21 protein-coding genes, 1 tRNA gene and 1 pseudogene are annotated in these 26,078 nt (G+C 63.1%); 15 read left to right on the forward strand and 8 right to left on the reverse strand.

Annotated features, from left to right (window positions below):
• Positions 1 to 85: 85 nt before the first annotated feature.
• On the reverse strand, positions 86 to 1,564 hold the full coding sequence (locus tag KVF90_RS06605; protein ID WP_264394051.1) for a carotenoid oxygenase family protein: 1,479 nt from the start codon (positions 1,562 to 1,564) through the stop codon (positions 86 to 88).
• 25 nt (positions 1,565 to 1,589) lie between these two features.
• Complete coding sequence (locus tag KVF90_RS06610) at positions 1,590 to 2,093, reverse strand: DUF2141 domain-containing protein (protein WP_264394052.1); 504 nt, start codon at positions 2,091 to 2,093, stop codon at positions 1,590 to 1,592.
• Here KVF90_RS06610 and KVF90_RS06615 point away from each other — a divergent pair.
• The 4 genes and pseudogenes from KVF90_RS06615 (at position 2,071) to KVF90_RS06625 (ending at position 3,068) form a co-directional block, all read left to right on the forward strand.
• A complete protein-coding gene (locus KVF90_RS06615) occupies positions 2,071 to 2,463 on the forward strand; it encodes a hypothetical protein (protein ID WP_264394053.1) in 393 nt (130 codons plus the stop codon). The two genes, KVF90_RS06610 and KVF90_RS06615, sit on opposite strands and share 23 nt — an antisense overlap.
• Positions 2,443 to 2,516 (forward strand) — tRNA-Gly (locus tag KVF90_RS06620). The genes KVF90_RS06615 and KVF90_RS06620 overlap by 21 nt, the downstream gene beginning before the upstream one ends.
• Before the next feature lie 191 nt (positions 2,517 to 2,707).
• Positions 2,708 to 2,788: pseudogene (locus KVF90_RS17425) on the forward strand (DUF4102 domain-containing protein); the annotation flags it as partial.
• Positions 2,789 to 2,825: 37 nt separating this feature from the next.
• Positions 2,826 to 3,068, forward strand: a complete 243-nt coding sequence (locus KVF90_RS06625) for a phage integrase central domain-containing protein (RefSeq protein WP_264394054.1) — start codon at positions 2,826 to 2,828, stop codon at positions 3,066 to 3,068.
• 35 nt (positions 3,069 to 3,103) lie between these two features.
• Here the strand turns inward: KVF90_RS06625 and KVF90_RS06630 are convergent, their stop codons facing one another.
• A complete protein-coding gene (locus KVF90_RS06630; RefSeq protein ID WP_264394055.1) occupies positions 3,104 to 4,111 on the reverse strand; it encodes an alpha/beta fold hydrolase in 1,008 nt (335 codons plus the stop codon).
• Positions 4,112 to 4,161: 50 nt separating this feature from the next.
• Between KVF90_RS06630 and KVF90_RS06635 the strand changes: the two genes are divergently transcribed.
• From KVF90_RS06635 to KVF90_RS06645, 3 genes are read left to right on the forward strand one after another with little or no spacing between them, the layout of a single operon-like run.
• Positions 4,162 to 5,988: a PQQ-binding-like beta-propeller repeat protein gene (locus tag KVF90_RS06635; protein WP_264394056.1), complete on the forward strand. Its 1,827-nt coding sequence runs from the start codon at positions 4,162 to 4,164 to the stop codon at positions 5,986 to 5,988.
• Positions 5,985 to 7,076 carry a VOC family protein gene (locus KVF90_RS06640; RefSeq protein ID WP_264394057.1) on the forward strand — a complete coding sequence of 364 codons (1,092 nt, stop codon included), beginning with the start codon at positions 5,985 to 5,987 and terminating at the stop codon, positions 7,074 to 7,076. Before KVF90_RS06635 ends, KVF90_RS06640 begins: the two co-directional genes overlap by 4 nt.
• Positions 7,077 to 7,119: 43 nt before the next feature.
• On the forward strand, positions 7,120 to 7,764 hold the full coding sequence (locus tag KVF90_RS06645; RefSeq protein ID WP_264394058.1) for a TetR/AcrR family transcriptional regulator: 645 nt from the start codon (positions 7,120 to 7,122) through the stop codon (positions 7,762 to 7,764).
• Between the two features lie 13 nt (positions 7,765 to 7,777).
• Here the strand turns inward: KVF90_RS06645 and KVF90_RS06650 are convergent, their stop codons facing one another.
• Positions 7,778 to 8,575 carry an SDR family NAD(P)-dependent oxidoreductase gene (locus KVF90_RS06650; protein WP_264394059.1) on the reverse strand — a complete coding sequence of 266 codons (798 nt, stop codon included), beginning with the start codon at positions 8,573 to 8,575 and terminating at the stop codon, positions 7,778 to 7,780.
• Positions 8,575 to 10,890, reverse strand: a complete 2,316-nt coding sequence (locus tag KVF90_RS06655; RefSeq protein ID WP_264394060.1) for a TonB-dependent receptor — start codon at positions 10,888 to 10,890, stop codon at positions 8,575 to 8,577. Before KVF90_RS06655 ends, KVF90_RS06650 begins: the two co-directional genes overlap by 1 nt.
• A 910-nt stretch (positions 10,891 to 11,800) precedes the next feature.
• Here KVF90_RS06655 and KVF90_RS06660 point away from each other — a divergent pair.
• The 8 genes from KVF90_RS06660 (at position 11,801) to KVF90_RS06695 (ending at position 22,562) form a co-directional block, all read left to right on the forward strand.
• Positions 11,801 to 13,390 (forward strand): hypothetical protein, encoded by a 1,590-nt coding sequence (locus KVF90_RS06660; protein WP_264394061.1) that lies wholly within the window; start codon positions 11,801 to 11,803, stop codon positions 13,388 to 13,390.
• 345 nt (positions 13,391 to 13,735) lie between these two features.
• Complete coding sequence (locus KVF90_RS06665; RefSeq protein WP_264394062.1) at positions 13,736 to 14,716, forward strand: hypothetical protein; 981 nt, start codon at positions 13,736 to 13,738, stop codon at positions 14,714 to 14,716.
• Complete coding sequence (locus KVF90_RS06670; RefSeq protein ID WP_264394063.1) at positions 14,713 to 15,570, forward strand: sugar phosphate isomerase/epimerase family protein; 858 nt, start codon at positions 14,713 to 14,715, stop codon at positions 15,568 to 15,570. Before KVF90_RS06665 ends, KVF90_RS06670 begins: the two co-directional genes overlap by 4 nt.
• Positions 15,563 to 16,585, forward strand: a complete 1,023-nt coding sequence (locus KVF90_RS06675; protein WP_264394064.1) for a hypothetical protein — start codon at positions 15,563 to 15,565, stop codon at positions 16,583 to 16,585. Before KVF90_RS06670 ends, KVF90_RS06675 begins: the two co-directional genes overlap by 8 nt.
• Positions 16,585 to 17,742 carry an NAD(P)/FAD-dependent oxidoreductase gene (locus KVF90_RS06680; protein ID WP_264394065.1) on the forward strand — a complete coding sequence of 386 codons (1,158 nt, stop codon included), beginning with the start codon at positions 16,585 to 16,587 and terminating at the stop codon, positions 17,740 to 17,742. Before KVF90_RS06675 ends, KVF90_RS06680 begins: the two co-directional genes overlap by 1 nt.
• Positions 17,735 to 19,822 carry a hypothetical protein gene (locus KVF90_RS06685; protein WP_264394066.1) on the forward strand — a complete coding sequence of 696 codons (2,088 nt, stop codon included), beginning with the start codon at positions 17,735 to 17,737 and terminating at the stop codon, positions 19,820 to 19,822. The genes KVF90_RS06680 and KVF90_RS06685 overlap by 8 nt, the downstream gene beginning before the upstream one ends.
• Positions 19,819 to 20,211 (forward strand): GtrA family protein, encoded by a 393-nt coding sequence (locus KVF90_RS06690; protein ID WP_264394067.1) that lies wholly within the window; start codon positions 19,819 to 19,821, stop codon positions 20,209 to 20,211. Before KVF90_RS06685 ends, KVF90_RS06690 begins: the two co-directional genes overlap by 4 nt.
• Entirely contained in the window at positions 20,208 to 22,562 is a 2,355-nt protein-coding gene (locus KVF90_RS06695; protein WP_264394068.1) for a glycosyltransferase family 2 protein, read from the forward strand. The genes KVF90_RS06690 and KVF90_RS06695 overlap by 4 nt, the downstream gene beginning before the upstream one ends.
• Positions 22,563 to 22,775: 213 nt before the next feature.
• Here KVF90_RS06695 and KVF90_RS06700 read toward each other — a convergent pair whose 3' ends face one another.
• The 3 genes from KVF90_RS06700 to KVF90_RS06710 all read right to left on the reverse strand — a co-directional run bounded on the left by KVF90_RS06700 (position 22,776) and on the right by KVF90_RS06710 (position 25,991).
• Entirely contained in the window at positions 22,776 to 24,071 is a 1,296-nt protein-coding gene (locus KVF90_RS06700; protein WP_264394069.1) for an MFS transporter, read from the reverse strand.
• A gap of 99 nt (positions 24,072 to 24,170) precedes the next feature.
• A complete protein-coding gene (locus KVF90_RS06705) occupies positions 24,171 to 24,614 on the reverse strand; it encodes a hypothetical protein (protein ID WP_264394070.1) in 444 nt (147 codons plus the stop codon).
• Between the two features lie 54 nt (positions 24,615 to 24,668).
• Positions 24,669 to 25,991, reverse strand: coding sequence for an MFS transporter (locus tag KVF90_RS06710; protein ID WP_264394071.1), 1,323 nt, complete (start codon positions 25,989 to 25,991; stop codon positions 24,669 to 24,671).
• Positions 25,992 to 26,078 lie beyond the last annotated feature (87 nt).

The raw sequence follows: 26,078 nt of genomic DNA on the forward strand, positions 1-26,078 counted from the left end.
AAGCGTGGCGCGTGCGCGGCGAAGTAACCGGGCGGCGATCCAAATGAGCGGCCGGCAGAATTCCTCCGGTGAGGCGCCGTAGCGATTATGCCCCGACGAACACCCCGTGAAAACTGATCGGCAGCGCGACATCGGCGCGCCAGCTTGCAACCGGGCCAGCTGCCACATCGCCAGCACGAAGCAGATGCAACTCGCTCACACCGGCTTTCAGATTGAGGGTTGATCCGATCAGCCAGCCATCGCCTTCGCGCGCGCTTTTGCCTGGTGCATACTGGAACTCCTCCACGAGCTGATGTTCCCCGAAGTCGAAGCTGTCCGCGCGCCCGCGTTGCCAGTCCCAGGTGGCGATGCCGTGGGGAAAGGGTCCGTTGTCGTCATATCCCGTCACATGGACGGTCAACTGGTGCGGCTGCTGCGCGCGGCGCAGGTCGCTGGCCGGGAATTCCGCCGCGATCCCTGTGGTTTCAAGCGCGGCCTTTCCGTCGGGGTAGAGCACGATCTGCTGCAGCACGGGACGCGGCGCGCGGATATATTCCCCGCGCAGCATGGCGCTGGCGCTGGTCTGGCCGAAGGTCGGATCTGCCTCGATGCAGCCGGCAAAGCGGATGGTGCCATCGGCCTCCTCCCAGCCATCACCATAGTGGAAGGCGCTGAAGGCCGGCAGCTCGTAGATGCGGCGCTGGCTCAGATCGTCCTTGGCGACGACCAGGATCTGTGTGCCAAGACCGGGCTGCCATTCCATCGTGGTGCTGATCGGAAAGCCGCCGCGGGTTTGCAGCCACGGTTGCAGCACGATCACGATGTGCCGTGCGGTGATGGTGAAGTCATGGAAATAGCTGGCGCGCGGCAGTGGCAGCACGGCAAAATCAATCAACCGCCCGTCCGCGCCGAGATGCCAAAGTCCCGTCACCCGCCCATTGCCGCCGAAATTCCAGACCGAACCGTCAGCCTCTATCCGCGGGTGAGCGGAAAACGGCATATGACGAAGATCGTCGCGGAAGGTCTTGATCCCCGCGGTCAACAGGCTTTCCGGGTCGAGCTGCGTCGCCGATCCGCCCTCCCAAAGGGCCAGCAGTTCGCCGCCGAGCATCATCACACTGGTGTTGGCAGCGTTGGTATCATCGTTGTTGTTGATGGTCGCTCCTTCCCCGACAGGCGTGCCGAAGCCGGGCATCACGATCCGGTCGAGCCGGGCTTCCTGCCGCCGTTTGGGCGTATCGGCGAAACGTGCGGCGAGGCTCGCGCGGCCGTCGGCAACCCGGAACCGCCGGATCAACCCGTCCCCGTCGAACCAGTGGCCCGCGCTCGATCCGCCGCGCCGGAATTTGGCGGGGCCGTTGCGGTAGAGGGTGCCTGCGAAATCTGTCGGCGCACGGCCCGCAATCTGGGTCAGGGTGCGCGGCGCGATATCGGCCTCGACATCGGCGACTCCCAACGCCCAAAGCGCAGGCGCTGACCCGGCCAGCGCCCGTTCGGGGGTGATGACCGCGCTGGCTGCCGCGGCGGCCAGGAGCGACTGGATGAAGCGGCGGCGGTCGAGCGGGGAAGAAGGCAAGCTGGTCATTGATCGTGCTCCTGCGCCAGGCCGGTTACCGGAATGAAATCGTCTGCACGGTGGGCCCGGCAATCTCGAACGCGGCGGCATCCCATGTGGCAGGCCCCATGTTCCCGACCGCGTTGTTGGAGAAGGCAAAGGGTTCGATCGGCATCCCGAACGGGTTGGTGTTCATCTTGCCGTCGGCGTTCACATCATGGAGGATCTTGAACCCGTAACGCCCCGGAGCGACATCGGCGATCGTGGCCGTGACGGTGTCTCCGGTGACCGCAATGGCGATCGCCCGGACCGGAGCCTTGCCGCTGTCATAGGCATCCTTGCTGTCGAACAGAGCCAGCATGATCTGGCCGGTCGGGCTGGCAAACCGGGTGAAGTTGATCTGGAGCGTCGTGGCGCCGGCGACCGGGCTGCCGCGTTCCGCATCGGCCTGCGCCACCGTCGGAGCAGGCGGAACGGCGTCCTCGGCAGCGAGGCGAGGGGTGTGGATCAGCAGGGCAAGGCCGATAACAGCGGAGATGGTGGTGTTTGAACGGGTCATGGCAAGCGTTCCTTCACATGCGGTGGTTGATGACGATTGCCGTCTGCCGCCCGCCGCAGTGCCGCGCCATCGCAGCTTCGCAATGTGCAAGGATCCTTCGCCAAATGCGGAGACAAACCATTTCACGCTGCGTGAAATGGCCATTGCGCTTCGTCAGCTGGTCGTCCGGGAAGGTCGGAAAGGCGATGTCACCCCTTGCTCTGCCGATGAGGCGTCACGAATCCGCCCAAGGTATGTTGACCAATCCCGTGTCATCGTGGCAATGGGCGACCGCATCTTGCCAAGCGGCGCAAAACGAAGCGCAGTCCGGTACACGCCGGACCGAAAATCCAGAGCTTTGCAGATCAATGCGGGTGTAGCTCAATGGTAGAGCAGAAGCTTCCCAAGCTTACGACGAGGGTTCGATTCCCTTCACCCGCTCCAGGCATCCCTTCCCAAACAGCCCCGACAAGTCTTTGAAGCCCTCGGAAATCAGAAGGTTTTAGGCCCTCGGCCGTCCGAGAGAGGCCCTATTCTTCCCGCTGAATCCGGCGTTGCTGGGGGCCACTAGACCGGAAGGAGCTGGTATCTATGGCTCTTATCTTCGTAGCGCCCAGAAATGCGAAGCTCACAAGATGGGTGTAGCCTTCGGCCCATTTGTGTTGATCCAGCCTTCCGGAGGGAGGCAATGGCGTTTCAAGTATCGTTTTGACGACCGCGAGAAGAAGCTCGCCATCGGAGCCCACCCCGTCATTGGCGTGGCGGAAGCGCGACGGCCAGAATGCTTGGGTTGCCAGCAAGGCTGTCCGCAGCGAGCACCTGATTTCGCTTTTCAAGGCGCGGTTGGGTCGTATGCCCCTTACCGACATCGAGCCCGCTGATGTGCTCGCGGCCGTCCGCAAGATCGAACGCCAAGGCCAACTGGTAAGCGCCCGTCGTACCCTGCAACCGGCCGGCGCAGTATTCCGCTATGCGGTGGCGAACGTCCGGTTCTGACAAGAGCGGCCGGTCACCGGGTATCCATCGCCTGATTAGGCCCCCGGACAGCGCCCATCCGGCAATCCAAGGAACGCGCCGAGCAGGGCGTTGGCAGCCTGCGGGTCCTCGAAAGGTGTCCAGTGGCCCACGCCCGCGAGCATCGCAGTGGTGAGGTTTTCTGACTTGGCACGGGCCCGCTTGGCGAGGGTGGGAGCAAATGTCTTGTCCTCGCTTCCCTCGATCAACAGCACCGGCATGGTTTTGGAGCCCGTGCGCCTTGGCCACCCGCTGCGGGGACTTATGGCATCAAAGGGCGGGATATTGGCGCGGTACCAAGCAATACCGGCGTCAATCGCTGCCGGGTCGGACAGCGCACTGCGGAACAGTTCGCCTTCCTCGGCGGTCAATACGCCTTCCGATATTGCGCGGCCATAGGCTGTCTCGAACAGGGTGGACGGCACGTTCAGCCGCTCGATGCTCTCACGGTTGAGTGCCTGGAGGCGCGGGACGTAAGCCGAGGCTGCCCGCTGCGCCGGGTCGTCGGCCAGCATGTCGAGAAACAGGTCATAAGGCGGCGCGCTGAATATGGCGAGCCGGTCAAGCCGCTGCGGTTTCCACTGTGCGTAAGACCATGCCAGCGCGCCGCCCCAGTCGTGTCCCACCAGCGTGACTTTCTGACCAGGCGCCAGCGCCGCAATCGTGCGGTCAAGCTGCCGCGCGAGCCGTGCCACCCGGTAGTCAGCATCGCGCGCAGGACGGCCCGACAGGCCTGCCCCTGGCGCATCGATTGCGATCATTTTGCGGCACTCGCCGAAGGCCTCCATCTGGTCAAACCAGACATACCAGAAGCTGGGAAAGCCGTGGACGAGGATCACGGGCGGCCCCTCACCCGTGGAGACGTAGTGGATGCGGTCGTCGCCCTTGCCGATGAAACCTTCGGTATAGGGGCGGCTGCCGACGCGGTTGGCATGAATGACTGCGGGATCTGTGGCAGCCGCCACTGTTAACAGTCCGGCGACCAAGGCAGCAATCAAGTGCCGCGCCAGCTCAATGATCCGCATTGACACCCCCTTTTTATTGCAATATTCGTCAATAACAGAGGGAGAGCTCAATGTCACTAAGGTTTGCAGGGGCTTTGGCTGCAAGTCTCCTGATCGCCGGCTGCGCGCCGTCGGAAAGCGAAACCAAGCCCGATGCCGCATCCTCACTCAGCGGGCAGGCCGAGCTCGGCGAAAGCCTTTATCTCACCCATTGCAGCAGCTGTCATGACAATGCCACGGGCGGCGCCCCTGTCCGGGCAGCCATCGAAAAACGCAGTGCTGCCTATATCAAACAGTCTCTCACGACCGGGGTGATGAAGGCGCAGGGCTCTGCGCTTAATCCCTATGAAATCGCGATCCTCGCGGATCATCTGGGGACTGATGCCCCGCCGCAGGTGGTGGCGGGAAAACGCTGCGAGGGTCGCCTCGCGGTGTCTGGTACGCCTCTCTGGAACCGCTGGGGCAACGGCCTGTCCAACGCGCGTTACCAGCGTCAGACTGCGATCACGCCCGCCAATGTCGGGCGACTGGAGCTTGCCTGGGCCTTCGGCTTTCCCGAAGCGCAGCGTGCCCGTTCACAACCTGCGGTAATCGAGCAGGCAGTGTTCACCGGCAGCCAATCGGGCCGGGTCTATGCGCTCGACCGGATGACGGGGTGCATCTGGTGGACGTTCGATGCCAAGGCCGAAGTGCGCAATGCGCCCGTCCTTGACGTCGATGCCGCCGCTGGCCCGACGCTGTATTTCGGGGACTTTGACGCGCGTGTTTATGCGGTTGATGCCGAAACCGGCAAACTGCGCTGGACCACAACAGTGCGCGACCATCCGGACGGCACGATCACGGGCAGCCTCGCGCTGCATGGCGGTCGATTGTTCGTGCCAATGTCATCGACCGAAGTCCTGAGCGCTTTCAACGAGGATTACGAGTGCTGCACCTTCCGCGGCGGTGTGACGGCGCTCGATGTGTCGGATGGCAGCCGGGTGTGGCGCTGGTATTCGGTCGACAAGCCCGTCAGGCACAAGGGCGGCGAGACCGCGCCGAGCGGTGCGCCGGTTTGGGGCACCCCCACAGTCGATCCGGCGCGCGGACTGTTGTATGTCGGCACGGGCGAAAACTACTCCTCCCCCGCCAATGACCAAAGCGATGCGATCATCGCGATCGAACTTGCCACCGGCCGGCGCAAGTGGGTGATGCAGGCCACCGCCGGAGACGCGTGGAATGCGGCTTGCGGTACAAAGCAAAGCGCCAATTGCCCGGCCCAGGATGGACCCGACTTCGATTTCGGTGCGCCCCCGATGCTGGTGAAAGCGGGCGCTCGCGATATCCTGCTCGCCGGACAGAAATCTGGCGAGATCTTCGCGATCGATCCGGACCGGGGAAGCGTGCTGTGGCGCCAGCGGGTCGGGCGCGGCGGGTTCAACGGGGGTATACACTGGGGAATGGCAAGTGATGGCACAACGCTGTTCGTGCCTATTGCCGACACGCCCGGCAGCCGTTTCGCCAAGGGCGATCCGCGCCCCGGCATCCATGCATTCGACGTCGCAACGGGCCGCCCGCTGTGGTCGCGGATCGAAAAGCTTCGCTGTCCGGAATTCTCCTTTGCCTGCATCACCGCACTATCCGCTCCGGTCACACTGATCCCCGGGGTGGTGTTCGGCGGAGGGCATGACGGGCGGTTGGTCGCCTACGCTGCCAAGGATGGCGCAGTGCTGTGGAAGACAGACACCAACCGCGCCTTTGCGACCATCAACGGGGTTGAGGCCAAGGGCGGCACGATCGACGGTCAAGGACCGGTGGTGGCAGGGGACATGGTGATTGTGAACTCGGGATACGACAAGTTCGGCGAGATCGCGGGCAATGTGCTGCTGGTCTATCGCCTCAAGGGAGCCGACCGATGATAAGACCTGCCTTTACCGCACTCGCCTGCGTATGGCTTGCAAGCTGCGCAGCGACCACCGGCACGGCTGCGCCGGGTGCCGCGGCAGCCGCACCTGTCCCGGTGATCGCAGGGTCGATCAAGGGCGTTCATCACATCGGCATCACTGTCAGCGACATCGACGACACGCTCGCCTTCTACAGCCGGTCTGTCCCTTACGAGCTGGTCGAGCGGCGGATGGTCGATGCTGACGCTTTTCCGTCCGAAGTGCTCACCAGGCGCAAAGGCAAGATCGAAATCGCACTGGTGCGCACGCCCACCGTCTTCCTGCAGTTGATCGATATCGATCCCGACGCCAAGTCCCCGCCCGAACGCCGCCCGGTGATCGGGCCGGGCTATACCCATATCTGCTTCCAGTCGCCCTCGACGGCGCCGAAATACGACGTGTTCAAGGCCAATGGCCTCGCCATGCTATCGCGCGGAGACGGGCCTGTCGATCTGGGCGGATACGGGGTGACCTATGCCTATGGCTTCGATCCTGACGGCATCATGATCGAGATGGAGCAGCTGACGCCCGAGGTGATTGCTGCGCACGGCGAGCTTGGAACCAAGCGGATGCGCTTTCCTGCCTGGGCAACGCATATCGGCAATGTCACCGGCGACAAGGAGCAGATGGTGGCGTTCTACACCAAGGTCCTCGGCCATGGCCCCCGCCGCGAGCTGCCGCCGACCCGGCGCCAGACCTTCGACGAGATTGCCGATATCGACGGCATTGTTGCCGCTGCGAGCTGGTTCGACGTCGGCAATTTCGAGCTGGAGTTCTGGCATTATGTCGAACCGCGCACGCCCAAGGGCACAGCTGCGCAGATGATCGACGCGATCGGCTACAATGCCATCGTCTTCGAGACCAACGATCTTGCCGCCACACTCGAACGGCTGGAACGCGAGGGCGTCCGCTTTGCCGGCAAGACATTCGAACTGGGCGGTTGGCGGGTGCGCTATGCCCGCGACCCCGAAGGCAATCTCATCGCATTCCAGCAGAACATCGGCGCCAGTGCGGCGCGTTCGATTGACGACATGCTGTGGCTGAAGGACAGGGCGCCGCAGTAAGTTGCCATCTGGATTGGTGCGGCCAGTCTGCTAGGCTTGGCCCATGACTGTTGTTGCCACCAAGCGCAGAACCCGGCTCGCCCCGGAGGAGAGGCGTTCGTTGATCCTTGATCACGCGGCCGACATGATTGCGCGCGAGGGGATCGCCGAACTCTCGATGGAGGCCATCGGGCGCGCGGCGGGGGTGAGCAAATCGCTGGTCTACAACTACTTCCCTAACCTCCAGATGTTACTGAGCGAGCTGCTCGAACGTGAACTGAAGCGGCTGCGGCGGCTCCAGAGCGAGGCGGTCAATGGCGCAGGGACATTCGAGGGCATGGTGCGCGCCACCACCCACGTCTACCTCACCTATATCGAGGAGCGGGGGCTGATCATCGAGCGGCTCCAGCAGGAACCCTCGATCAGCGATTTTCACGATCCGACCGAATATGGCCGGGACACGGCGGTCGAGTTTCTCGCCGCTATCATCGAACGCCATTTCGACCTGCCGCCCGATGTTGCCCGGGCGGCGACCGACATCAGCTTCGGCCTTCCGGCTTCGGCTGGAGCCTACCTGCTGCGCACCGGAATGGACCGGCAGCAGCTTGAGGACATCACCGTTTCCATGATTTTGGGATCGGTGACGTCGCTCAAGACCGATTTTGCCGCGCGCCGCAAACCGCTTTGGGACGGCAAACCAGCAGGTTAGCCAACGCCGCGGCCTACATCGGGAAGATCGACTGCCCCCCGTCGATCACCAGCGAATGACCGGTCATATACTGGCTCGCCGGGCCAGCCAGAAACACCGCAGCCCCGGCCATATCGTCGACAGTGCCGAGCTTGCCCGAGGGGGTCCGCCGCAAGCACGCATCCTGGAACGCCTTGGGTGTGTTGAGGCTCATTTCGGTTGCAATGAACCCCGGCAGGATCGCATTGGCGCGGATACCGGCAGGGGCCAGCTCCACCGCAAGCGAGCGTACTAGGCCCGAGACGGCAGCCTTCGTTGCGGAATAGCCGCCACCGGGCACGCCCAGCAGCGCCGCGACCGAAGATGTGACGACAAGACTTCCGCCGCTCCCTTGCGCCATGAACTGCCGGGATGCTGCCTGGAAAGTGTAGACCACGCTGTTGACGTTGAGGTCGAGCGTGCTTTGCCAGTCCCCGGGAGAGAGTTGGGTGAAAGGCTTTCGCACGCCCGACCCGCCGGCATTGGCAAAACAGCTGTCAAGCCGGCCAAAGCGAGCGATCGTTAGTTCCATCGCTGCTGAGACCTGTTCCGGGTCGGTAACGTCGCAGGCGAAGTCTGCCACGTCTGCCCCATTGGCCTTCAGCGCCGCGCTCGCCGCCCGGTTGCGCTCGGCATTTCGTCCCCAGATCGCAACGCTGGCCCCGGCGCTCGCGAGGCCTCGCGCCATTCCGATGCCGAGGCCCCCATTGCCTCCGGTCACAAGTGCGACATGTCCGGTCAGATCGAACAGCTGCGGCATGGCGGCGGCTGTGTTGTTGGTGGCTGTGTCCATCAGAAGCCCGCCCGCAGGTTGACGCCATACACGCGAGGATCGAGCAGGAAGGCGCTGCGGAAACTGCCGACGAGGTTGGAGTTCACTTCGAGGAACGTGATGTCGTCGTTGTTCTGGACGTTCTTCACAAAGAAGATCAGCGCCAGATCGCGGTCGTCATGGGCAACCTGCAGCTGCAGGTCGAGCTGCTCCCAGCTGCCCACACGGTCCGCTGCGACATTGAATTCCCGCGCCCAGAAGCCGGTCTGCGAGTAGTAATCGACACGCGGTTTGAGCGACCAGCTTCCCGCAACCGGAATGTTGTATTCTGCCGCCAGCTTGAGGGTCCGGCTCGGCGCGTTGGGCAATTCGTTGCCTTGGATCTGGAAGAACGCCCCCCCGCGCGACGGATCGGACGACCGGAAATCGCTGCGGATATCGGTCTTGAGCAGGCCCAGCGCCCCTTCCAGTCGCAGCCCTTCAAGCGGCGTGAAGACCGTCTCGAGCTCGAAGCCTCGCACGCGGGTTTCGGGAATGTTGACGTTCGTGGCAAGGGTACCAACGATGTTGCCGACGATCAGATTGCTGTAATCGTATTGGAACAGCGCCCCGTTGAGGGTCAGCTTGGAATCAAGCAGCGTGTTCTTCGAACCGAGTTCCCACGAGTTGATGAATTCGGAATCGAAGGTTGGCGTACCGACGTTGCCCGGATTGAAACCGCCCGATTTGAACCCGCGCGAGAAGGTCAGATAGAGATTGTTGTCCGGCGTCGGCTGCCAGGTCACGCTGCCGCGTCCGGTCCAGGCATCGAATGAAGCCTCGCCTTCGAAGAACGGGCCCAGCGCGAAGGTGCCGCTGGCGGTGCGAATGGACTTGTCGTCCTTGGTATAGCGGATGCCGCCCAGCACACTCAGTTCAGGCGTGATATCGATGTAAACCTCACCGAACACCGCGTGCGAGGTAACGCTCGCATCGGTGGTTACCCCGGCCGCGACAAAGCCGGCGGTCCGGTTGGCGGGCATATAGGTGATGACATCGCCTGCGCTGTTGGCCTTCAGATAATACCCGCCCAGCAGGAAGTTGAACGGCCCCGACAAGTCCGATGCAAGGCGCAGTTCCTGGCTGACCTGATCGCGCTCTCCCGAACCATACTGGGCTGAACGCCAATCGGGCGACGAAATCACCTGGCCCGGACCAAGCAGATAGGTCAGGACACCATTGCCCGCGCCATTTGCGGGCGAAATCGCGGTCGGATTGAAAGCATTGGGCCGCGTGCCCTGATCGAAGTCACGGACGGAATCATTGCTGCCGTCCCGGAAGCCGGTGACCGAAGTCAGGCGCAGCCAGTCACCGATGTCCTGATTGATCTCGAAGGTGGCGAGCAGGTCCTTGGCTCTCTGTTCAGGCAGAACGTCGATGCGAACTTCACGCAGATTGGCCGGATTGGCGCTGAATGTATCGGCGCGCACAACCCCGGGGATCAGGAAGCGGTCGATCGGGAAGTTGACGGCGGGGAAATCATTTGTGACCGAGTCAGGCGAGCAGCCCAAAGTCGGATCGGGTGTGCACAGCGTCTTCACCGCGTTGGCGCGGTTGCTGTCCTCTTCGAAATACGTGACCACGAAGTCGACCGTCGTGCCGGAGCCGGTGTCGAGCCGGGCACTGCCGCGCAGGGTGAACTGGTCACGACCGTCGATGCGCGAGCCATCCTCGAGGTTGCGGGTATAGCCGTCGCGCTTGAGATAGTGCCCGGCAAACCGCAAGCCGAAGCCTTCAGTAACCGGCACGTTCACCGCACCTTCGATGCGACGCCCGTCAAAGTTCTCGACCTGCGCGCTCACATAGCCTTCGAAGGCATCTGTCGGCTTGCGGGTGACGAAATTGATCAGGCCGCCGGTGGTGTTACGGCCGAACAGGGTGCCCTGCGGGCCGCGCAGCACTTCGACCCGTTCAAGGTCGAAGAATTCACCAAATGTGCTGCCCTGCTGCAGGAATACGCCGTTGATGAGGACGCCGATGTTGGTGTCGTTGGAACCACCGAAGGACTGCGACCCGACCCCGCGGATCGTCAGGTTGCGGTTGGCTGAAAGGATGACGTTGGGTGCGTTGAACTGAAGGTCAAGCGCGTCTTCGATGCGGGCATTGCGGATGTTCTCGCCGGTCAGGGCTGTGATCGCGATGGGCACTTCCTGCACGTTTTCCTCGCGCAGCTGGGCGGTCACGATGATGACGTTTTCGCTTTGCTCGGCGGCTTCGTCAGCCTCCTGTGCGAACACAGGTTGGCTGCACAGCGCAGCAAGCGGCAGGGCCGAGATGGCCGGGAACAGCTTTTTCATTGGTATCCTCCCCTCGTTATGGGAAGGGAGATGGCACTTAATGGACTAAACGTCAATATAAACACCGATACGAGTTCATAAGTGCGTGTTTGCCACGCCAATACGGGGCTTTGCGGCATTATTCGTCACTATGCCCAATTCCCCTCCCCGCTGACTGAATGCGCCACATGGCGCGCTCCAAGCGGTCCGCGACGACTGCGCAACGTTTTCTGATCAGCTGTTGATGCTCGACTCGACCATTCCGGCATTGCCAAGCCAGACGAGCCCGCCTCGCGCAGCGGGGAACGCAATACCGGCGGCCCTGCCTTCGGCCCGTTCCCTCGCGATTCGATGGGCCGGTCGAACGAACGAAGCTTGTCAGCTTCTATCAAAACCAGACATTCGACATATCTTGGGGGAAGTTTGTCGGCTCGCGCCAAAACCTGCCGATTGGATATGGCGGAAGATGCGGGCAGACGCCTCTACGAACTCGGTCAATCCTGGCCAGAATTACGCTGGTCCAAACCTGCGGTTAATTCAGTGGTTTTGAAATACGAGAACCGGGAAAAGTCGCTCCCCTTCGCATCGGGTCAACTGCAGCTTGCGCAAGAGCCGACCTTTGCAAAGTGCCGGATAGCAATCTGACCGTAATGAACGTTACGAACCCTGTTCGTTTCTGGGTCAGATAGCCTGCTTCGGTAGCAAGACTATGGGCGATGATATAACTTGCCGCATCGGAACAGAGCCAGGCGCTCTACGGGGGAAACGCAAGATGATGTCTCGCCGATTGATGATGGCCAGTGGAGCGGCAGCAATTGTTGCGCCCGGTCTGCTCTCGCCCGGCCCCGCGTCCCCGTCATTGCGAGCGCAAGTACCCACGCGGGGTGGTGCAATCCCGCGTGATCCCGCCATCGCCGCTGCCGCGCCGCCCGTGCGCCTTGGCGGCACAATCTTCACGGCTGATGATCCCGATGCATTGTGGCAGAGGGCGGGGCTGCACACGGTGCGGGTGTTCCTGCGCAAGGGGCCATGGGCGCTGATCTGGTACCTGCAAGCGGCATCCCCGGTGGATGGTAAGCCGTTTGATGTGGTGGTCGTAGAACGGCAACGCTGGACCAGTTTGGCGGCGGAGACCCCTGCTGTCAGCTATCAGGCGAGCGTGTTTGACCGCAGCTTCCCGGTGTACGGCCATGGAGACTTTCAACGCTGGATCGCCGCATCGCGCGCTTGGCCTGTATCCGATCGTGAATTGAACCGCTGGCAAGCCAACGGCTTGTTGTTGCCGTGGGGCATCGGACCAAAGCTGCAGGCACCATCGGAATGGTCCTATCTGGACCCCGTCCCGGACTACACTCCGCTAAACAAAGGCGGGCTCACGCCGGCCATGGGGACCACCGGATTGCGCGATGAAGTGGGGCCAATTGTCCACCGGCAGGCGCGCTACATCATCGAACGCAGCGCAGAGATGCGGCGCATCACCATGAATTACGGGCTGACCGCGGCATCAATCCCGTGGCATGTGCGCGGGGCCGACGGATTGCCGCTGCTGCTCGATACCCCGAATATACCGCTGAAAGTGCAGCAATATTATCAGAACTATCCCGAAGAAAGAGTCATCGGCGTGAGCCCCGGGATGCAGTTCGATTGGGACATCGACAATGCCCACCGCCCGTGCCCGGCGTTCATCCCGGCTTTGCTATCCGAACTGCATCCGTTTTTCGTTGAGGAGCAGGTGTTTTCCGCCTGCACCGTCCTGAACACCGTTACCCCCGATTATCGCGGTACCAGCGGAAAACTGGTTGATCAGGATCAGGGCCGCGACTGGGCGTGGTCAATGCGCGATCTTGTTCTGGCCTATGCCCTGCTCCGAGCCATGCCGGCGCTTGACTGGTTGCCAACCGCAGAACGGTTCGATGCGATCCTGTCGGCCAATCTCGACCGCGCGGTGAGGGCTCTCGCAGTGCCGGGGATGGGGCAGTTGGGGATGTTCTGGGAAGGCGCTGCCGGCGACAGCCAGCCCAATCCGACCTTCTGGCCATCGATCCGGACGGGGCAGCGGCCCGGCGTCTATACGGGATCGATCGTCAATTATATTGCTTATACGCTGGATTGGGGTCGGCGACTGCATCCCGATCCGCGCTGGTCCCAATTGCAAATCGCTTTTGCAGAAAGGTTTCAGGCGCGGCGCTTTTTGGCAAGCGGGCCTTTCTGCTTCCTCAATCTGCCAGCACGGCTGGAAGGGCGCTGGTTCAGCGACTGGCGGCAAATGGCGCAGGTGCTCGGCCTGCCAGCCGATATCGCGCAGCGGCCCTGGTACAGTTTCGACAAGCCGATCGATGATCCGCGCGTCTATGAATATACCACCGAGTATCCCGCGACATTCTATCATGGCCTCAAACTGGCGCAGGCCACGGGGACCACCAATGCCGATGTGGATACGGCGGTTGCGCTGTTGGAGGCGCAGATTCGCCGGGGCGATGAGGAAAGCTTTCCTGCCTTTGCCATGCGTCATTCGCGGTAAGGTGGTGCTCGCGATCACCCAGCGCCTGAGCAGCAGTTCGAAGCCCTTGGCAGCCTTCGGGAATGGGCTGACGCCGACATACCGCTTTCGGGATCGCGTATCGGCCCCCGTTATGACCGCAGCTGGGTGGAAAGGCGACGTTCTGCTTTGCCGGCAGCACCGCGAGAACCACTCCCACCGTCTCACATGCCGCACCCAGCGCTTACAAAAGTTTGGTTAACCTTATGGATATCATTCTGAATTACCAGAAATGACACCCTGCCATGCGGATCGCAGCCGCTCTGCCTCCGTGTGAACGAAGAGAACTATCCCTAAGCACGAAAGCAGCGACGGGCCCAAGACGCCATGGAAAGTTTCGGAAATGCCTACCAAGATACCTGCCTGATAGGCCACACCGGCTTTGTCGGCGGCGCCCTGCTGCGGCAGGCCCGCTTTGATGCCTGCTTCAACAGCGCCACGATCGCTGCCATCGAGGGACGTTCGTTTGGCACGTTGGTGTGCGCCGCCGCGCCGGGTTCGATGCTCGAAGCCAACCGTTCGCCAGAGCGTGACGCCGCGCAGATCGACGGATTAATCGCGCGGCTGGCCATGATACGGGCAGAACGGTTCGTGCTGATTTCCTCCATCGCAGTGCTGGCGGACTTTGCCGGGGGCCATGACGAAGGCACGCAGTCCTTCCAGCAGGACCTCGCCTATGGCCGCCATCGCCGCGCGCTGGAGATCTTTGTCGAAGACCATTTCGCCAGCAGCCTGATTGTGCGCTTGCCCGCGCTGTTCGGGCACGGCTTGCGCAAGAACTTCCTGTTCGATCTCATGAACCCGGTGCCATCGCTGCTGACCGAGGCAAAGCACGATGCACTGATGAAGGCGCTCGATCCCGCGCTCGCTGCATGGGCGGGCGCGCTTTTTGCGAGCGATCCGGTCACCGGGATGTTGAAGCTAGACCGGGGAGCGCTCAATGCCGACCGGCGGCGCGCGGCGTTGGAGGACGCGGTAACGGCGGTGGGCGCTTCGGCGACGCAGTTCCATCATCCGGATACGACCTACCAATATTACGCCATCGACCGGCTTTGGCAGGACATCGGCATCGCGCTGGATGCGGGCCTGTCGCACCTGCATCTGGTGGCAGAGCCGCTGACTGCCAGCGCGATCCATGCGCGGCTGACCGGGCGGCCCATGCCGGACACGCCCGCACGCCTGCACCGTGAAGATATGCGCACCCGCCACTCCGCCCTGTGGGGGGCTGAGGGGCCGTATCAGTTCAGCGCCGCCGCGACGCTTGATCGGCTCGCCGCCTTCTACGCCAGCGAAAGGCAGCCGGCATGAGGCTGGCCATGTCGAACATCGCCTGGTCGGCGGAAGAACGGTTAGGGGCCTATGCGATCCTGGCCGAAGCGGGGATCACGGGCCTTGAAATCGCGCCGGGCCTCTTCTTTCACGCCGCCGACGATCCCTTCGTGCCTGACGAAGCGAGCGCCAGCGAGGCATTGTCCGAAATGGCGGATGCGGGGCTTTCGCTGGTGTCGATGCAATCGCTGTTGTTCGGCGTCACGGGTGCGGCCCTGTTTGAAGGTGCCGAGGCGCGCAACGTGTTCCAACGCGGGATGACGCGGGCAATCGCGCTGGCAGGGCGGTTTGGCATTCCCAATCTGGTGTTCGGCTCCCCGGCACAGCGCCGCGTGCCTGCGGGCATGGCCATGGCCGACGCACTGGCAGAGGCCGCCGCCGTGTTCCGCCGACTGGGCGATGTCGCTGCCGCCGCCGGAACGCGCATCACCATCGAAGCCAATCCAGCCGCCTATGGCACCAATTTCCTTCCCACGCTGGAGGAGGTCGAGGCGTTCGTTACGCTTGTCGATCATCCGGCGATTGCCCTGATCCTCGATCTCGGTGCGATGCACATGAACGGCAGTTTTGCGAGCGTACCGACCCGCCTGCCCGACCTTGCCCCGAGCCTCAATCATGTCCACGTCAGTGAGCCTGATCTGGCCCCGGCCCCGGCCGATGCCGGCGTGCTGGTGCCGGTGCTGCAAGGCCTTGCTGCGGCTGGCTATGCCAAGGCGGTGTCGATCGAAATGAAGCGCCCGGCGCAGGGCCTTGCCGATGTTCGGCGTGCCGTCGCGCGGCTGGTCGAAGCGGATTCGGCAGCGCATCAGACTGAGGGGGCGATCCATGCGTGAACCCGATGCCAGCCAGTTCAAGAAACCGCGCGAAGACATGGTCGTGTCTGTGTGCTTTTCCGACCTTGCCGCCAACCCTGGTACCTTCGCCGCCTTGCGCGATGTCGCCGCCACGCTCGACCGGGCGTTCCGTTTCCGCGAGATCATTCTGGTGGTCGACGACACCCAGCGTGAGACCTTCCTCCCGCTGATTGCCGAAGTGCCCAACTGCCGCCTGTTCGTGGTACGACGGCGGACCGAGTATTACGACCGTCGCGTGATCGCCGCCGAGGAGGCGATTGGCGATCTGGTGGTGATCGGCAATCTCGATGAAATCGCGCAAATCGACCTGATCGCCTTCCTCGACCATGCCGAGCGCGAGAATGCCGTGACGATGGCCTTTCGCGCCGTCCGCCGGCCGGTGAAGCGGCTGCTGGCCTGGCCCTTTATCGCGCTGGGCAAGCTAGCCGGATTTTATGTGGATCCGAGCGACTTTCAGTCCATCGCTGTGCCTCGGACGCTTCTCAACCTGCTGCTGGAGCATGACGAGCCGCGCCTTGCTCTGCGCTTTCCCCCGCGCGATCCGCGCCTGCAGCTCGACTGGTTTCGGACCGACCGCAATGTGGCGGCGCGTACCGCCTTCATGGGGCTGACGCGCCGCGTGCAGCTGCTCCAGACGCTGTTGGTCTATCTGACGCCGACGATCCTGACACTGGTAACGATTTCTTCGACCATCCTGACGCTGCTTGGTATGGCCTATGTCGCCTGGATCGTGGGCGCGGTATTGCTGGTTGATCAGCTTGCATCGGGCTGGCTCACCACCAATGCGATGCTGGCGGTCAGCGCGGTGTTCATGGGGATGTCGACGCTGGGCCTCAGCCTCGGCTTGCAACACCTGCTGAAACAGCAGCGACGACTGAAGGGCGGGATCGTGCCGGAAGAGGTCAATCGGATCGACCTGTTCCATCAGGTCGCCTTTGATCTCAATGTCGAACTGGAAAGCGATGTCCGCGCTGGTCCGGCAGGACCGGACTGATGCCGCAGGCCCCCGCCACCGAATATGATTACGTCGTGATCGGCGGCGGCTTTTATGGCTGCTGCCTTGCGCTCTATTTGCGCTCGATCTCGGCCCGCGTGCTGGTGGTGGAGGCCGGGCCACAGCTGATGAACCGCGCATCGCGCGTCAATCAGGCGCGGGTGCACACCGGGTTTCACTACCCCCGATCCGCGGCCACTGCGGTCAAATCGATGCTGCTGCACCGCCGCTTTCTGGCGGACTTCCCGGAAGCGGTGGTGGACGATTTCCAGATGCTCTACGCGATCGCCCGGCGGCGGTCGAAGGTCACGGCCAAGAAATTCCACCGCATGTTTCGCGACATGGGCGCCCCGATCGAACCGGCCATGCCCAGCCACCGGGCGCTGTTCAATCCCGACATGGTCGAAGACGTGTTCGCCTGTTTCGAAGTCGCCTTCGATCACGCGATCCTAGGCAAACAAGTCGCCGCACGGCTGGCCGAAGCCGGGATCGAAGTGCGGCTTGAAACCGAACTGGTCGGGTTGGCTGACCATCGCAGCGGCGTGGTGGTCGCATTGTCGGATGGCAGCGAAGTGACCGCGCGCTATGCCTTCAACATCACATATGCCCAGATCAATGCGGTGCTGGCCAAGGCCGGCCTGCCCGGTGCGCGGCTGAAGCACGAAATTGCCGAACTGGCGCTGATCGAACCCCCGCGCGAACTGGAAAAGATCGGCGTGACGGTGATGGACGGGCCGTTTTTCTCGACGATGCCCTACCCGTCGGAAAGCCTCTATTCGCTGACCCATGTGCGCTATACTCCGCATGAAAGCTGGGCCGATGATCCGATGCGGCGCGATCCCTATCACCATCTTGCCAATCTTGATCCCGAAACGCGCTTTGCCTTCATGCAGCGCGATGCCCAGCGCTATCTGCCCTGTCTTGCCGGGGCGACCTATCGCCGGTCGATCTATGATGTGAAGACCATCCTGATCAAGAACGAGGCCGACGATGGCCGCCCGATCCTTTACCACCAGAAGCCGGATGACAGCCGGGTGATCTCGATCCTCGGCGGCAAGATCGACAATATCTACGACCTGTTTGAAGCGGTAAAGGATACAGCGCCCGAATTCGCTTCCCTCAATTCAGGGTTCGTTTTCGGGCACGCCTATGCCTGATCGGCTGCGGGCAGGGGCTGCGGCACGCGGATGGTGGGCGCTGGCGGGGCTGGCGGCGATGATCTGTGCCTTTCGTGCCGGCGTGCTACTGTACGACCACAGCCTCAATTCGATCGACGGGGCGCTGCAGACATGGTTCGCGCTCGATCACTTTGCTGACGGGGATCAGCTGGGGACGGCGTTCCAGTCCTATCTCGGGATCACGATGGTGCTGGCGCTGCTGCCGGTGTTTCTCCTGTTCGGGCAGACGCTGTTCGCCTCGACTCTGGCCGCGAATGTGGCGGTGATAGCGGGAGCCTTCGGCGCGGCCTATGCGACTATATGGCTGATCCGGGCGGTGCCGCCGCGCGCGCGCTGGCAGGCGGCATTGGTGCTGGTCTTCTGGTTCTATTACGCCGCGCCACTGGTGGCAGAAGGCGCGGGCATCCGCTGGCCCGCCACCTTCGATCCCGGCGTTTCGCTGCGACCCCTGCGCGGGTTTCTGCCCTTTATCGTCCTGCCGTTCTTTGTCGTGCTGGTGCGCCGGGTTCTGCGGGATGGCCGCGCGCTGTCGGGCGGCCTGTCGCTGGGGCTAGTCGCAGGAGCGGGACTGCTGTGGTCCAATGACGCGGGGATTCCGCTGTTCATCGCGCTCGTGCTCGGTCTGGTCATGGCGCTGCATCGCCGCATCACACTGCTCGCGTGGACGCTGGCTGCATTCGGGATTGGCACAATGGCAGCGGCGGGTGCGATCCTGCTGGCGGTGACGCACGGCGCCCCGGGGCCGTGGCTGCAATACAACTTCCGCGATGTCGCGGGCGACCAGTTCTGGTTCTTCGCCCCGTGGGAGCGCAGCACTAGGATACTAAGCCCGGCAGACCTTCCCAACATCCTGCGCCACGGCGAGCTGCTTTCCAGCGCCAGCCTAATCGTGCTGACGCTGTGCGTGCTGTGGGGGATGCTCCAGCGCATGCGCGGCCGCAGCGCGCCGGTGCGCGGGAGCGCCTTCGTGTTCGTTGGCGCAAGCGTGATCGGCACCGCGCTGATCCCACAGATCGGCGGGCATATCGGGGCGGAGTACAACGCCATCACCTTCGTGCTGGGCCTCTGCGCGCCGCTGATCATCGGGCAGCGGATGTTGCTGCGTTGGGCCAAGCCGGTGCTGCGCAATGCCTCCCCGGCAAAGACCGGCATGGCGGTTGGCGTGGCTGTCGCAGGAGCAGCGCTGGCGATGGTCGGGATCGAAGCGGCGCGCTTTGCGACGGTCTGGGCAGACACTGACCGCACCACTTATGACGCAGGGCTAGGCTTCCACGTGACGCCCGAATATGCCGCGGATCTGGCAGCGATGCGGCAACTGGCGCAGGCGTGGGACGCACAAGGCATCGCGCAGGATCGACGCATGCTGTCGGTCTATACCTCTCCGCTGGATATCGCCGCCGGGGTGGAAAGCCCTGCGTCGGTCGGATCGCTGATCCACGCACTGGGTGCGGACAACCGGGCAAACTTCACCGCGCTGGTCGGTGAGCGCAAGGTCGCCGCCGTCACCACCATCGCGCCGGACTACAGCGGATGGGAGGGTTGGATACGCCGCGCCAACTGGTCATTTTTCCGGGCGCTGCACGAAAACTACACGCCCATCGCCCGCAATGATCAGCAGGTTCTGTGGGTACGCGCCGAGACTGTCACACCGCCCACCGCCGCCGCGACCTGCCGCGTCTCCGCGCCGTCGCGCAGCACGCTGGCACTCGACATTGCATCGCCCGCCGCCGGTCTGGCCTCTGTCAGCGTCACCCGCCAACCGCCCTTTGCCACCGGGCGCAGCGCGATGCTGACCGTGACCGAGGCTTCGCCCGATACCGCCGCCAAGGCCGACCGCTGGGCTGACTTCCCCCGCTATGGCATCGGCAACACCGCACTTGTGTCGCTGGTTGCGCCTGTCACTGCGGGCACCACGACCCGGCTGACGCTGGAGGTGCTTGACGGATCGGATATCGGTACAGGCACCTGCACCGCACAGGTCTACGCCCCGGTCGATACTGCCGCCTTGCCCCGCCTGCCCGAAGGCATCGACCGCTATCTGGCGCAAGGTGCGCCATGAACGAACTCCTGCGTTTCTTCATCGTGACGGTGATGGGGGTGGTGATCGACCTCGCCATCGCCTTTGCGCTACACACCGGGCTCGGCGTACCGCTGTGGCTCGCCGCAGCGATCGGCTTTACACTGGCGGCGAGCGCGAATTACGTCATCCATCAGACTTGGAGCTTCCAAAGCGGCCCGCGCAACCTTTCGGCCCGGCGCGCGGGGCTTTACGCACTGGTCGCGCTCGCCACGCTGGCGGTGCGGGTGGCGATTGTCGTGCTGCTCGACCGGGCCTTGGCCGGAGCATATCCGCTGGCGATCCTGATTGCCGGGGCGGGCGGATCGTTTTTCGTGAACTTCGCCTTGAGCAAATTCGTCGTCTTCGCTGCCGAACCGGATACGCCATGACCCTGCATCCCGCGCCGATCCTCGACGATAGCAATTGGGACGTGCCCGCCCACGAAGCGGCGGTCTATGCCCCTCGGCGCCACGTCCATGCGCTAGTGATCCCCGTCATAAACGAAGGGGACCGGATTCGCGGCCAATTGCTGCGTATTCAGGCCGCGGGCCTGCCGGTAGACGTGGTCATCGCCGATGGTGGGTCGACCGACGGCTCGCTCGATGCTGACTTCGTGACCGGCGCGGGCGTGCGCGCGGTGCTGACCAAGACCGGGCCGGGCAAGCTTTCGGCGCAACTGCGCATGGCCTATGCCTGGTGCCTGCGTCAGGGCTATGACGGGATCGTCACCATCGACGGCAATGGCAAGGATGGGGTGGAGGCGATCGTCGCCATGGTCGCGAAGCTGGAGGAGGGCTGCGACTATGTGCAAGGCTCGCGCTACCTGCCCGGCGGCGCGGCTGAGAACACTCCGCTCGAACGCACCATTGCCAACCGGCTGATCCACGCCCCGCTGCTGAGTTTGGCCGGGCGGCACTGGTTTACCGACACCACCAATGGATTCCGCGCCTATTCCGCTCGCTACCTGACGCACCCCGATGTGCGCCCGTTCCGCGAGGAGTTTTCCGTCTACAACCTGTTGTTCTACCTCACTGTGCGCGCTGGGCAAGTGGGACTGAGGGTGGCCCATGTGCCGGTGATCCGGCGCTATCCCGATGACGGCAAGGTGCCGACCAAGATCGGCGGCTTTGCGTCGAAATTGGCGCTGCTCAAGGAAACCGTGATCGCCGCGACCGGCGGCCACACGCCAGATGATGCGGTGCGTGGGCAGACTTCAATGGCGTGGCCCCTCGCGGTGCTGCTGCTGGTGCTGGCCCCGCTGCTACTGAGCATGATCGCCGCGCCGCCTTTTTCGCCCGATTCCTGGGCGCTGTACGAATTGTCGCAGACGGTGTTCGGCGATTTCTACCGCTTCAATCACTGGCGCAGCTATGCCAGCGCGTCAGCCTATTCCGCCAGTTTCCCGCCGCTTTATCCGACCTTGCTGGCCATAGCTGATGGGCTGCTGGGCACCGGGCCGCGCACCGGATTGTATCTGGCCTTTGCGTGCTTTGCCGGGTTTGCGATGGTGTCGGAATGGATCGGGCGAAAGGTCACCGGCGCGGCGTGGATCGGTCTGGGAGCGGCGCTGATCGGTCTGCTCGGCCCGAATATGCTGCTCGCCGAACTGGGCGCAGGCCGGACAATCCCGCTGCAATTGCTGTTGTTCGCGCTGATCCTGAACGGCCTGCTGCAAGGCACCCGGATCACTCTGCTCGGCGCGGCGGGGATCGGGTTCCTCGCCGGTCTTGCGTTGCTAAACCGTTTTGACGCGGTATTGCTGCCACTGCTGGTCACTGTGATGATCTTGTGGCTAACACGTAGCCCCAGGCGTGCATTGGCGGCTCTGGCGGCGGCAGGGGTCGCTGTGTCGCCGTGGGTGACCTATTCCCTCATAACCTTCGGCACGGCGTTTGCGACCGACAACAGCGGCATTGCCACCGCGCTGGACCCGGCCGCCTATGTCACCGATTGGTGGCCAGCGCCGCAACCGGGTCTGGCCGATGATCCTGCGGCATGGGCTGCGCGCGTGGCTGCCAATGTGTTGGGGTATGCCTATACAGGTGCGACGCTGCTGCCGACGGGCATGGGGCTGACTGCGGCAGCGTTTCTGGCACCTGTTGGGGCGCTTGCTGCCCTTGCGGGCGTGCGACCGCGCGGGAATGATAGCCTGAAGTCGCTGACCTGTTTTGCTGTGATCACCGCGCTGCTGTTGGCGCCGCAGGTGCTGACTGGCTATCTTGAACACCGCTATTTCGCAGCGTTAATCTGGGCCGGACTGCTGTCAGCAGGATGCTGGGGCCTTGCTCAAGCACGCACGCTACATCAGCGCATGCTTACGGCGCGATTGGCCTTTGCAAGCGTAGCTTTGGCGCTCGCCGCATTGACAACTACGCAAGTCGTTCAAGCAGTGAGCGCGGGTCGGATAGATCGAGCGCAATGGGCGGGCTTCGATACGCCCGACGATCTGCGCGTGCTGCAAGCCTGCGTGCAAGATAATCCTCGGGCGCGAATTCTGGTGCTGGGCGATGACAAGTTCGCCGCTCGCGCTGGAGCCTTGGGCGGGTTTGCGACCATGATGGAGCCGCGCAACATGGAAGACGGGCGGCTTGGATCCCACGGCAGTCGCGCATTCCTGGCCGCATGGAAAGTCGATTACGTGCTCTCCAGAGACTCGGCACGTACGCGATGGGCGAGGGCGAACCTTCCTGTCGCCCGAGCTACAGGCTGCCCGCTTCCCCTCTATCGGGTAACGCGATGATGGGAAAAGCAGGCTTTGGCAAAAGACGGCTCATCGCTCGCTTGCTGGATAGCGGGTTCCCGGCGGCGAAAGGCGGAACGCTGTCGGCCGGCCCGCGGCCCAGCAAGGGCACCTCTTGACCCAATGTCGGTCGTTCGCGTCCGCCGGACTGAACGTCTGGTTCCCCCAGACACCGGCAGTCCCGAACGTAAACGAAGCGGGCTGGGCTCGATGTCATCGCCCCACTTTTGCAGCGATCGCAAAGGCCGCCGCCATCAGGCCGCAGACCGCTATCGCGGTGAACATTGCAGGGATGCCGCCCAAGCTATCAAGCCACCCGAGCGAAGCAGAACCCATGGCTCGCCCCAGATTGGCGATGGCCATGAACACCGCGAATTGAGTCGCTGCAACCGCTGGCGCGCAAAGCCGCATGGACAGAGCGCCTCCTGTCACGCCCCTCAACACGAACATGGCCTTGAAAGCGAAGATCGAACAAATGAACACTGCCGAGTTGGACCACTCGGATTTCAGCGCCAGCATGGCCAGTGCGATGGCTGCCGTCGCCGCAGCACAAAGGATGAAGCTGCGCCTCGCCCCCAACCACGATGCGGCATGACCAAACAAGATTATGGCAGCAAGGCCGGCAACAAGCGAGGCTGTGCTGGCCCAGCTGCTGTATGTTGATTTTTCCCAATCGAGGATGTTGGCCGAGAAAAGCGGAGCAAGCCCCAAGAAGATGCCGGTCGCACCGCAAACGGCAACCATGGCGGGCATGAGGATCAAGGTTTGCCGCGTGAACATCACACGGAACAGATTGTGGATGATCGGCATGAAAGCACCAAGATGAATGTCGAGATTGCGCTGAGACGCTTGCCCGGCCGTCCAAGGCAACAACCGTTCACCGGGGCGTTCGCGCAGTAGAATGACCAGGATCAGGATCGTGGCAACCAGCACCGCCATTGTCATGGCTGCGGCCGCAAGACTGTAATAGGCGATCAAAAATCCACCCACACCGCCGCCTGCGGCCATGCCCAAGGCCTGACCACCGAACATGGTGCCATTGGCCTTTTCGATTTCGTCCTCCGGCAGAATGTCGACCGCCAACCCATCCACCGCGACATCCTGCGTCGCGGACGACAAACCGATGACGAACGCAAGGCCGGCAATCAGGCCGATCTGGGCTGGGGATGGGTTGGCAATGGCCATCGCAGCGAAGGCTGCTACCAGACCCAATTGACCACTTATGATCCATGGCCGCCTGCGCCCCATCGGCAGGAACGCGTACCGGTCCATGATGAACCCATAGGCGAGCTTGAATGTCCATGGCAGCGCGAGGGCTGCAAGGACGGAACCGATCGCTGCTGCCGACACGCCGTTTTGCGCGAGCCATGCCAGCATCGCAAATTCGATGAAGCCAAACGGCAGACCTTGCGCAAAATACAGCAGGAACAGGGTGGCAATGCGCAGATTGCGGTGCTCTGTCAGCGCAAAAGGCTTGGCTGGAAGCATCGACAAAGCTTGGGTTGCCATCGGGAAGTCTCCGGTAGAGGGGCTTGTCGCCGACAAAAGTGTGGCGGGCGGCGCACCCCCCCGGACGCGCCGTCCGCCATGATCCTGAAACCGGGGCGCTTATTTCAGGATCAATTCCTGATACTGGGTCGTTCCAAGCTCCTCGCGCATCTTGCCGCGCTCGGCCGAGGCAGCCGCGGCGCTGCGGTTTGTCTGCCCCGTGAGCTCATTCATTCGCGCACGCCGGGCTTCAATCTGCGCAACTGTCTGATAATCCCTGAATTCGATGAGCAGGATCAGATCGGGCTCGTCACCGCGGCGATGGTTGGTTGCCAGCACGCGATAGCTGACGACGTAGCCTTCGGCCTTCAACGTCTCCATGTTCTTCTTCCAGGTCGCGGCGAGATACTCGATGTAATTCGGACCTTGGCCGGGCAGCACATCAATGCGGCTCGCCTCCCAGACCGTGCCGAGCGTATAGGGTGTCTCTTCCGCCATTGCCGGGTTTGCCAGCGTCGCTGCCATCATCGTTGCCCCGATGATCAGTGATTTCATCATTTTCATTATCGTTCTCCCCTAGTCCGTCCGCTCGGGAATGAGCGGCCCTCTCTTCAAAGCTTAAGCCGCAGCAGGCACCGCGCGCCGTGTCGGCCCGCGCACCTGTTCGCGCAGCACCCAGATCAGCGCGGCATTCACCCCCATCATCAGCACAATGCCGAGCAGCCCCGCATCGAAGCTGCCGGTTGCATCGGCCAGCGCGCCCCATGCGAATGGTGTCAGGAAGGCGCCAATCTGCGACATGGTGTTGATCGCCGCCGCCCCGACCGCCAGCTCGCGGCCTGACAGCGCATCCGCCCAGCCCGAGGACACCAGCATCGCGACCGAAAACGACACGGTTGCAAAGGTCAGGTAAGCGAGACCGACGATCACCGGCGACGGGGCCAGCAAGATCATCAGGAGCGACCCCGCCATCACCGCCGCGCAGCCGAAAGCGTAGATCAACCGATCGCCGCGCTGATCGGCGCGGTTGCCGAGCCACAGTGTCGCCGCCGTGCCGATCAGCCCGCCGAAACCGACCAGATAGCCGATGCCGGTAGCATCCAGCCCGGTTGCCGCCTTCAGGATCATCGGCGCCGAAAGCGTGAAGGTGATGAACGCACCGATGCAGGTAAACCCGATCGCGCCGTTCAGCAGCACCTTGGGGTTGCGGAAAATGGCGAGGACATTGTGGCTCACCGGTCCGCCGATCAGTCGCTGTTCGCGCGCCAGTTCATCGGCGATCCACGCCTTCTCCGCCGGGTTGAGCCAGTCCACCTTCGTCGGACTATCCGGCAGGAACCGCAGCACCAGCAACCCGACCAGGACCGTGGGCAGCCCCTGCACCAGAAACAGCCATTGCCAGCCATGCATTCCGGAAGTGCCATCCAGCGCCAACAGCCAGCCCGACATTGCCCCCATCACCATCGAAGCGAGCGGCCCGGCGATGTAGAACCGGCTGACCGCGCGGCTGCGATGACACGGTGGAAACCAGCCCGAGAAGTAATAGATCACGCCGGGGTAGAACCCGGCCTCGGCCACCCCGAGTAGGAAGCGCAGAATGTAGAATTGCTCGGCAGTCTGCACGAACATCATGCCGGCCGACAGCAGGCCCCATGTGACCATGATCCGCGCGATCCACTGACGCGCGCCGAACCGAACCAGCATCAGATTGGAAGGGATCTCGAACAAGGCATAGCCGAGGAAGAACAACCCGCCGCCCAACCCGTAGACGGTCGCGCTGAAGCCGAGGTCGGCGTTCATGTCGGCCGCCGCAAAGCTAACGTTGACCCGGTCCATGTAGGCGAACAGGTAAGCGACGAGGATCAGCGGAATGATCCGCCAGAACGCCTTGCGCATCGCCGATGCGCCGATTGCGGCCTGTTGTTCGCCTGTCACCGCCATTATTTCTCCCCCCGGAGCCGGACGTGACAGGGCATGAGCCGGAACCCACGGTTCCGACGGCAATAACCCTGATTTGTCATGCTAAGC

This window comes from Porphyrobacter sp. ULC335 (assembly GCF_025917005.1).
Lineage (GTDB): Bacteria > Pseudomonadota > Alphaproteobacteria > Sphingomonadales > Sphingomonadaceae > Erythrobacter.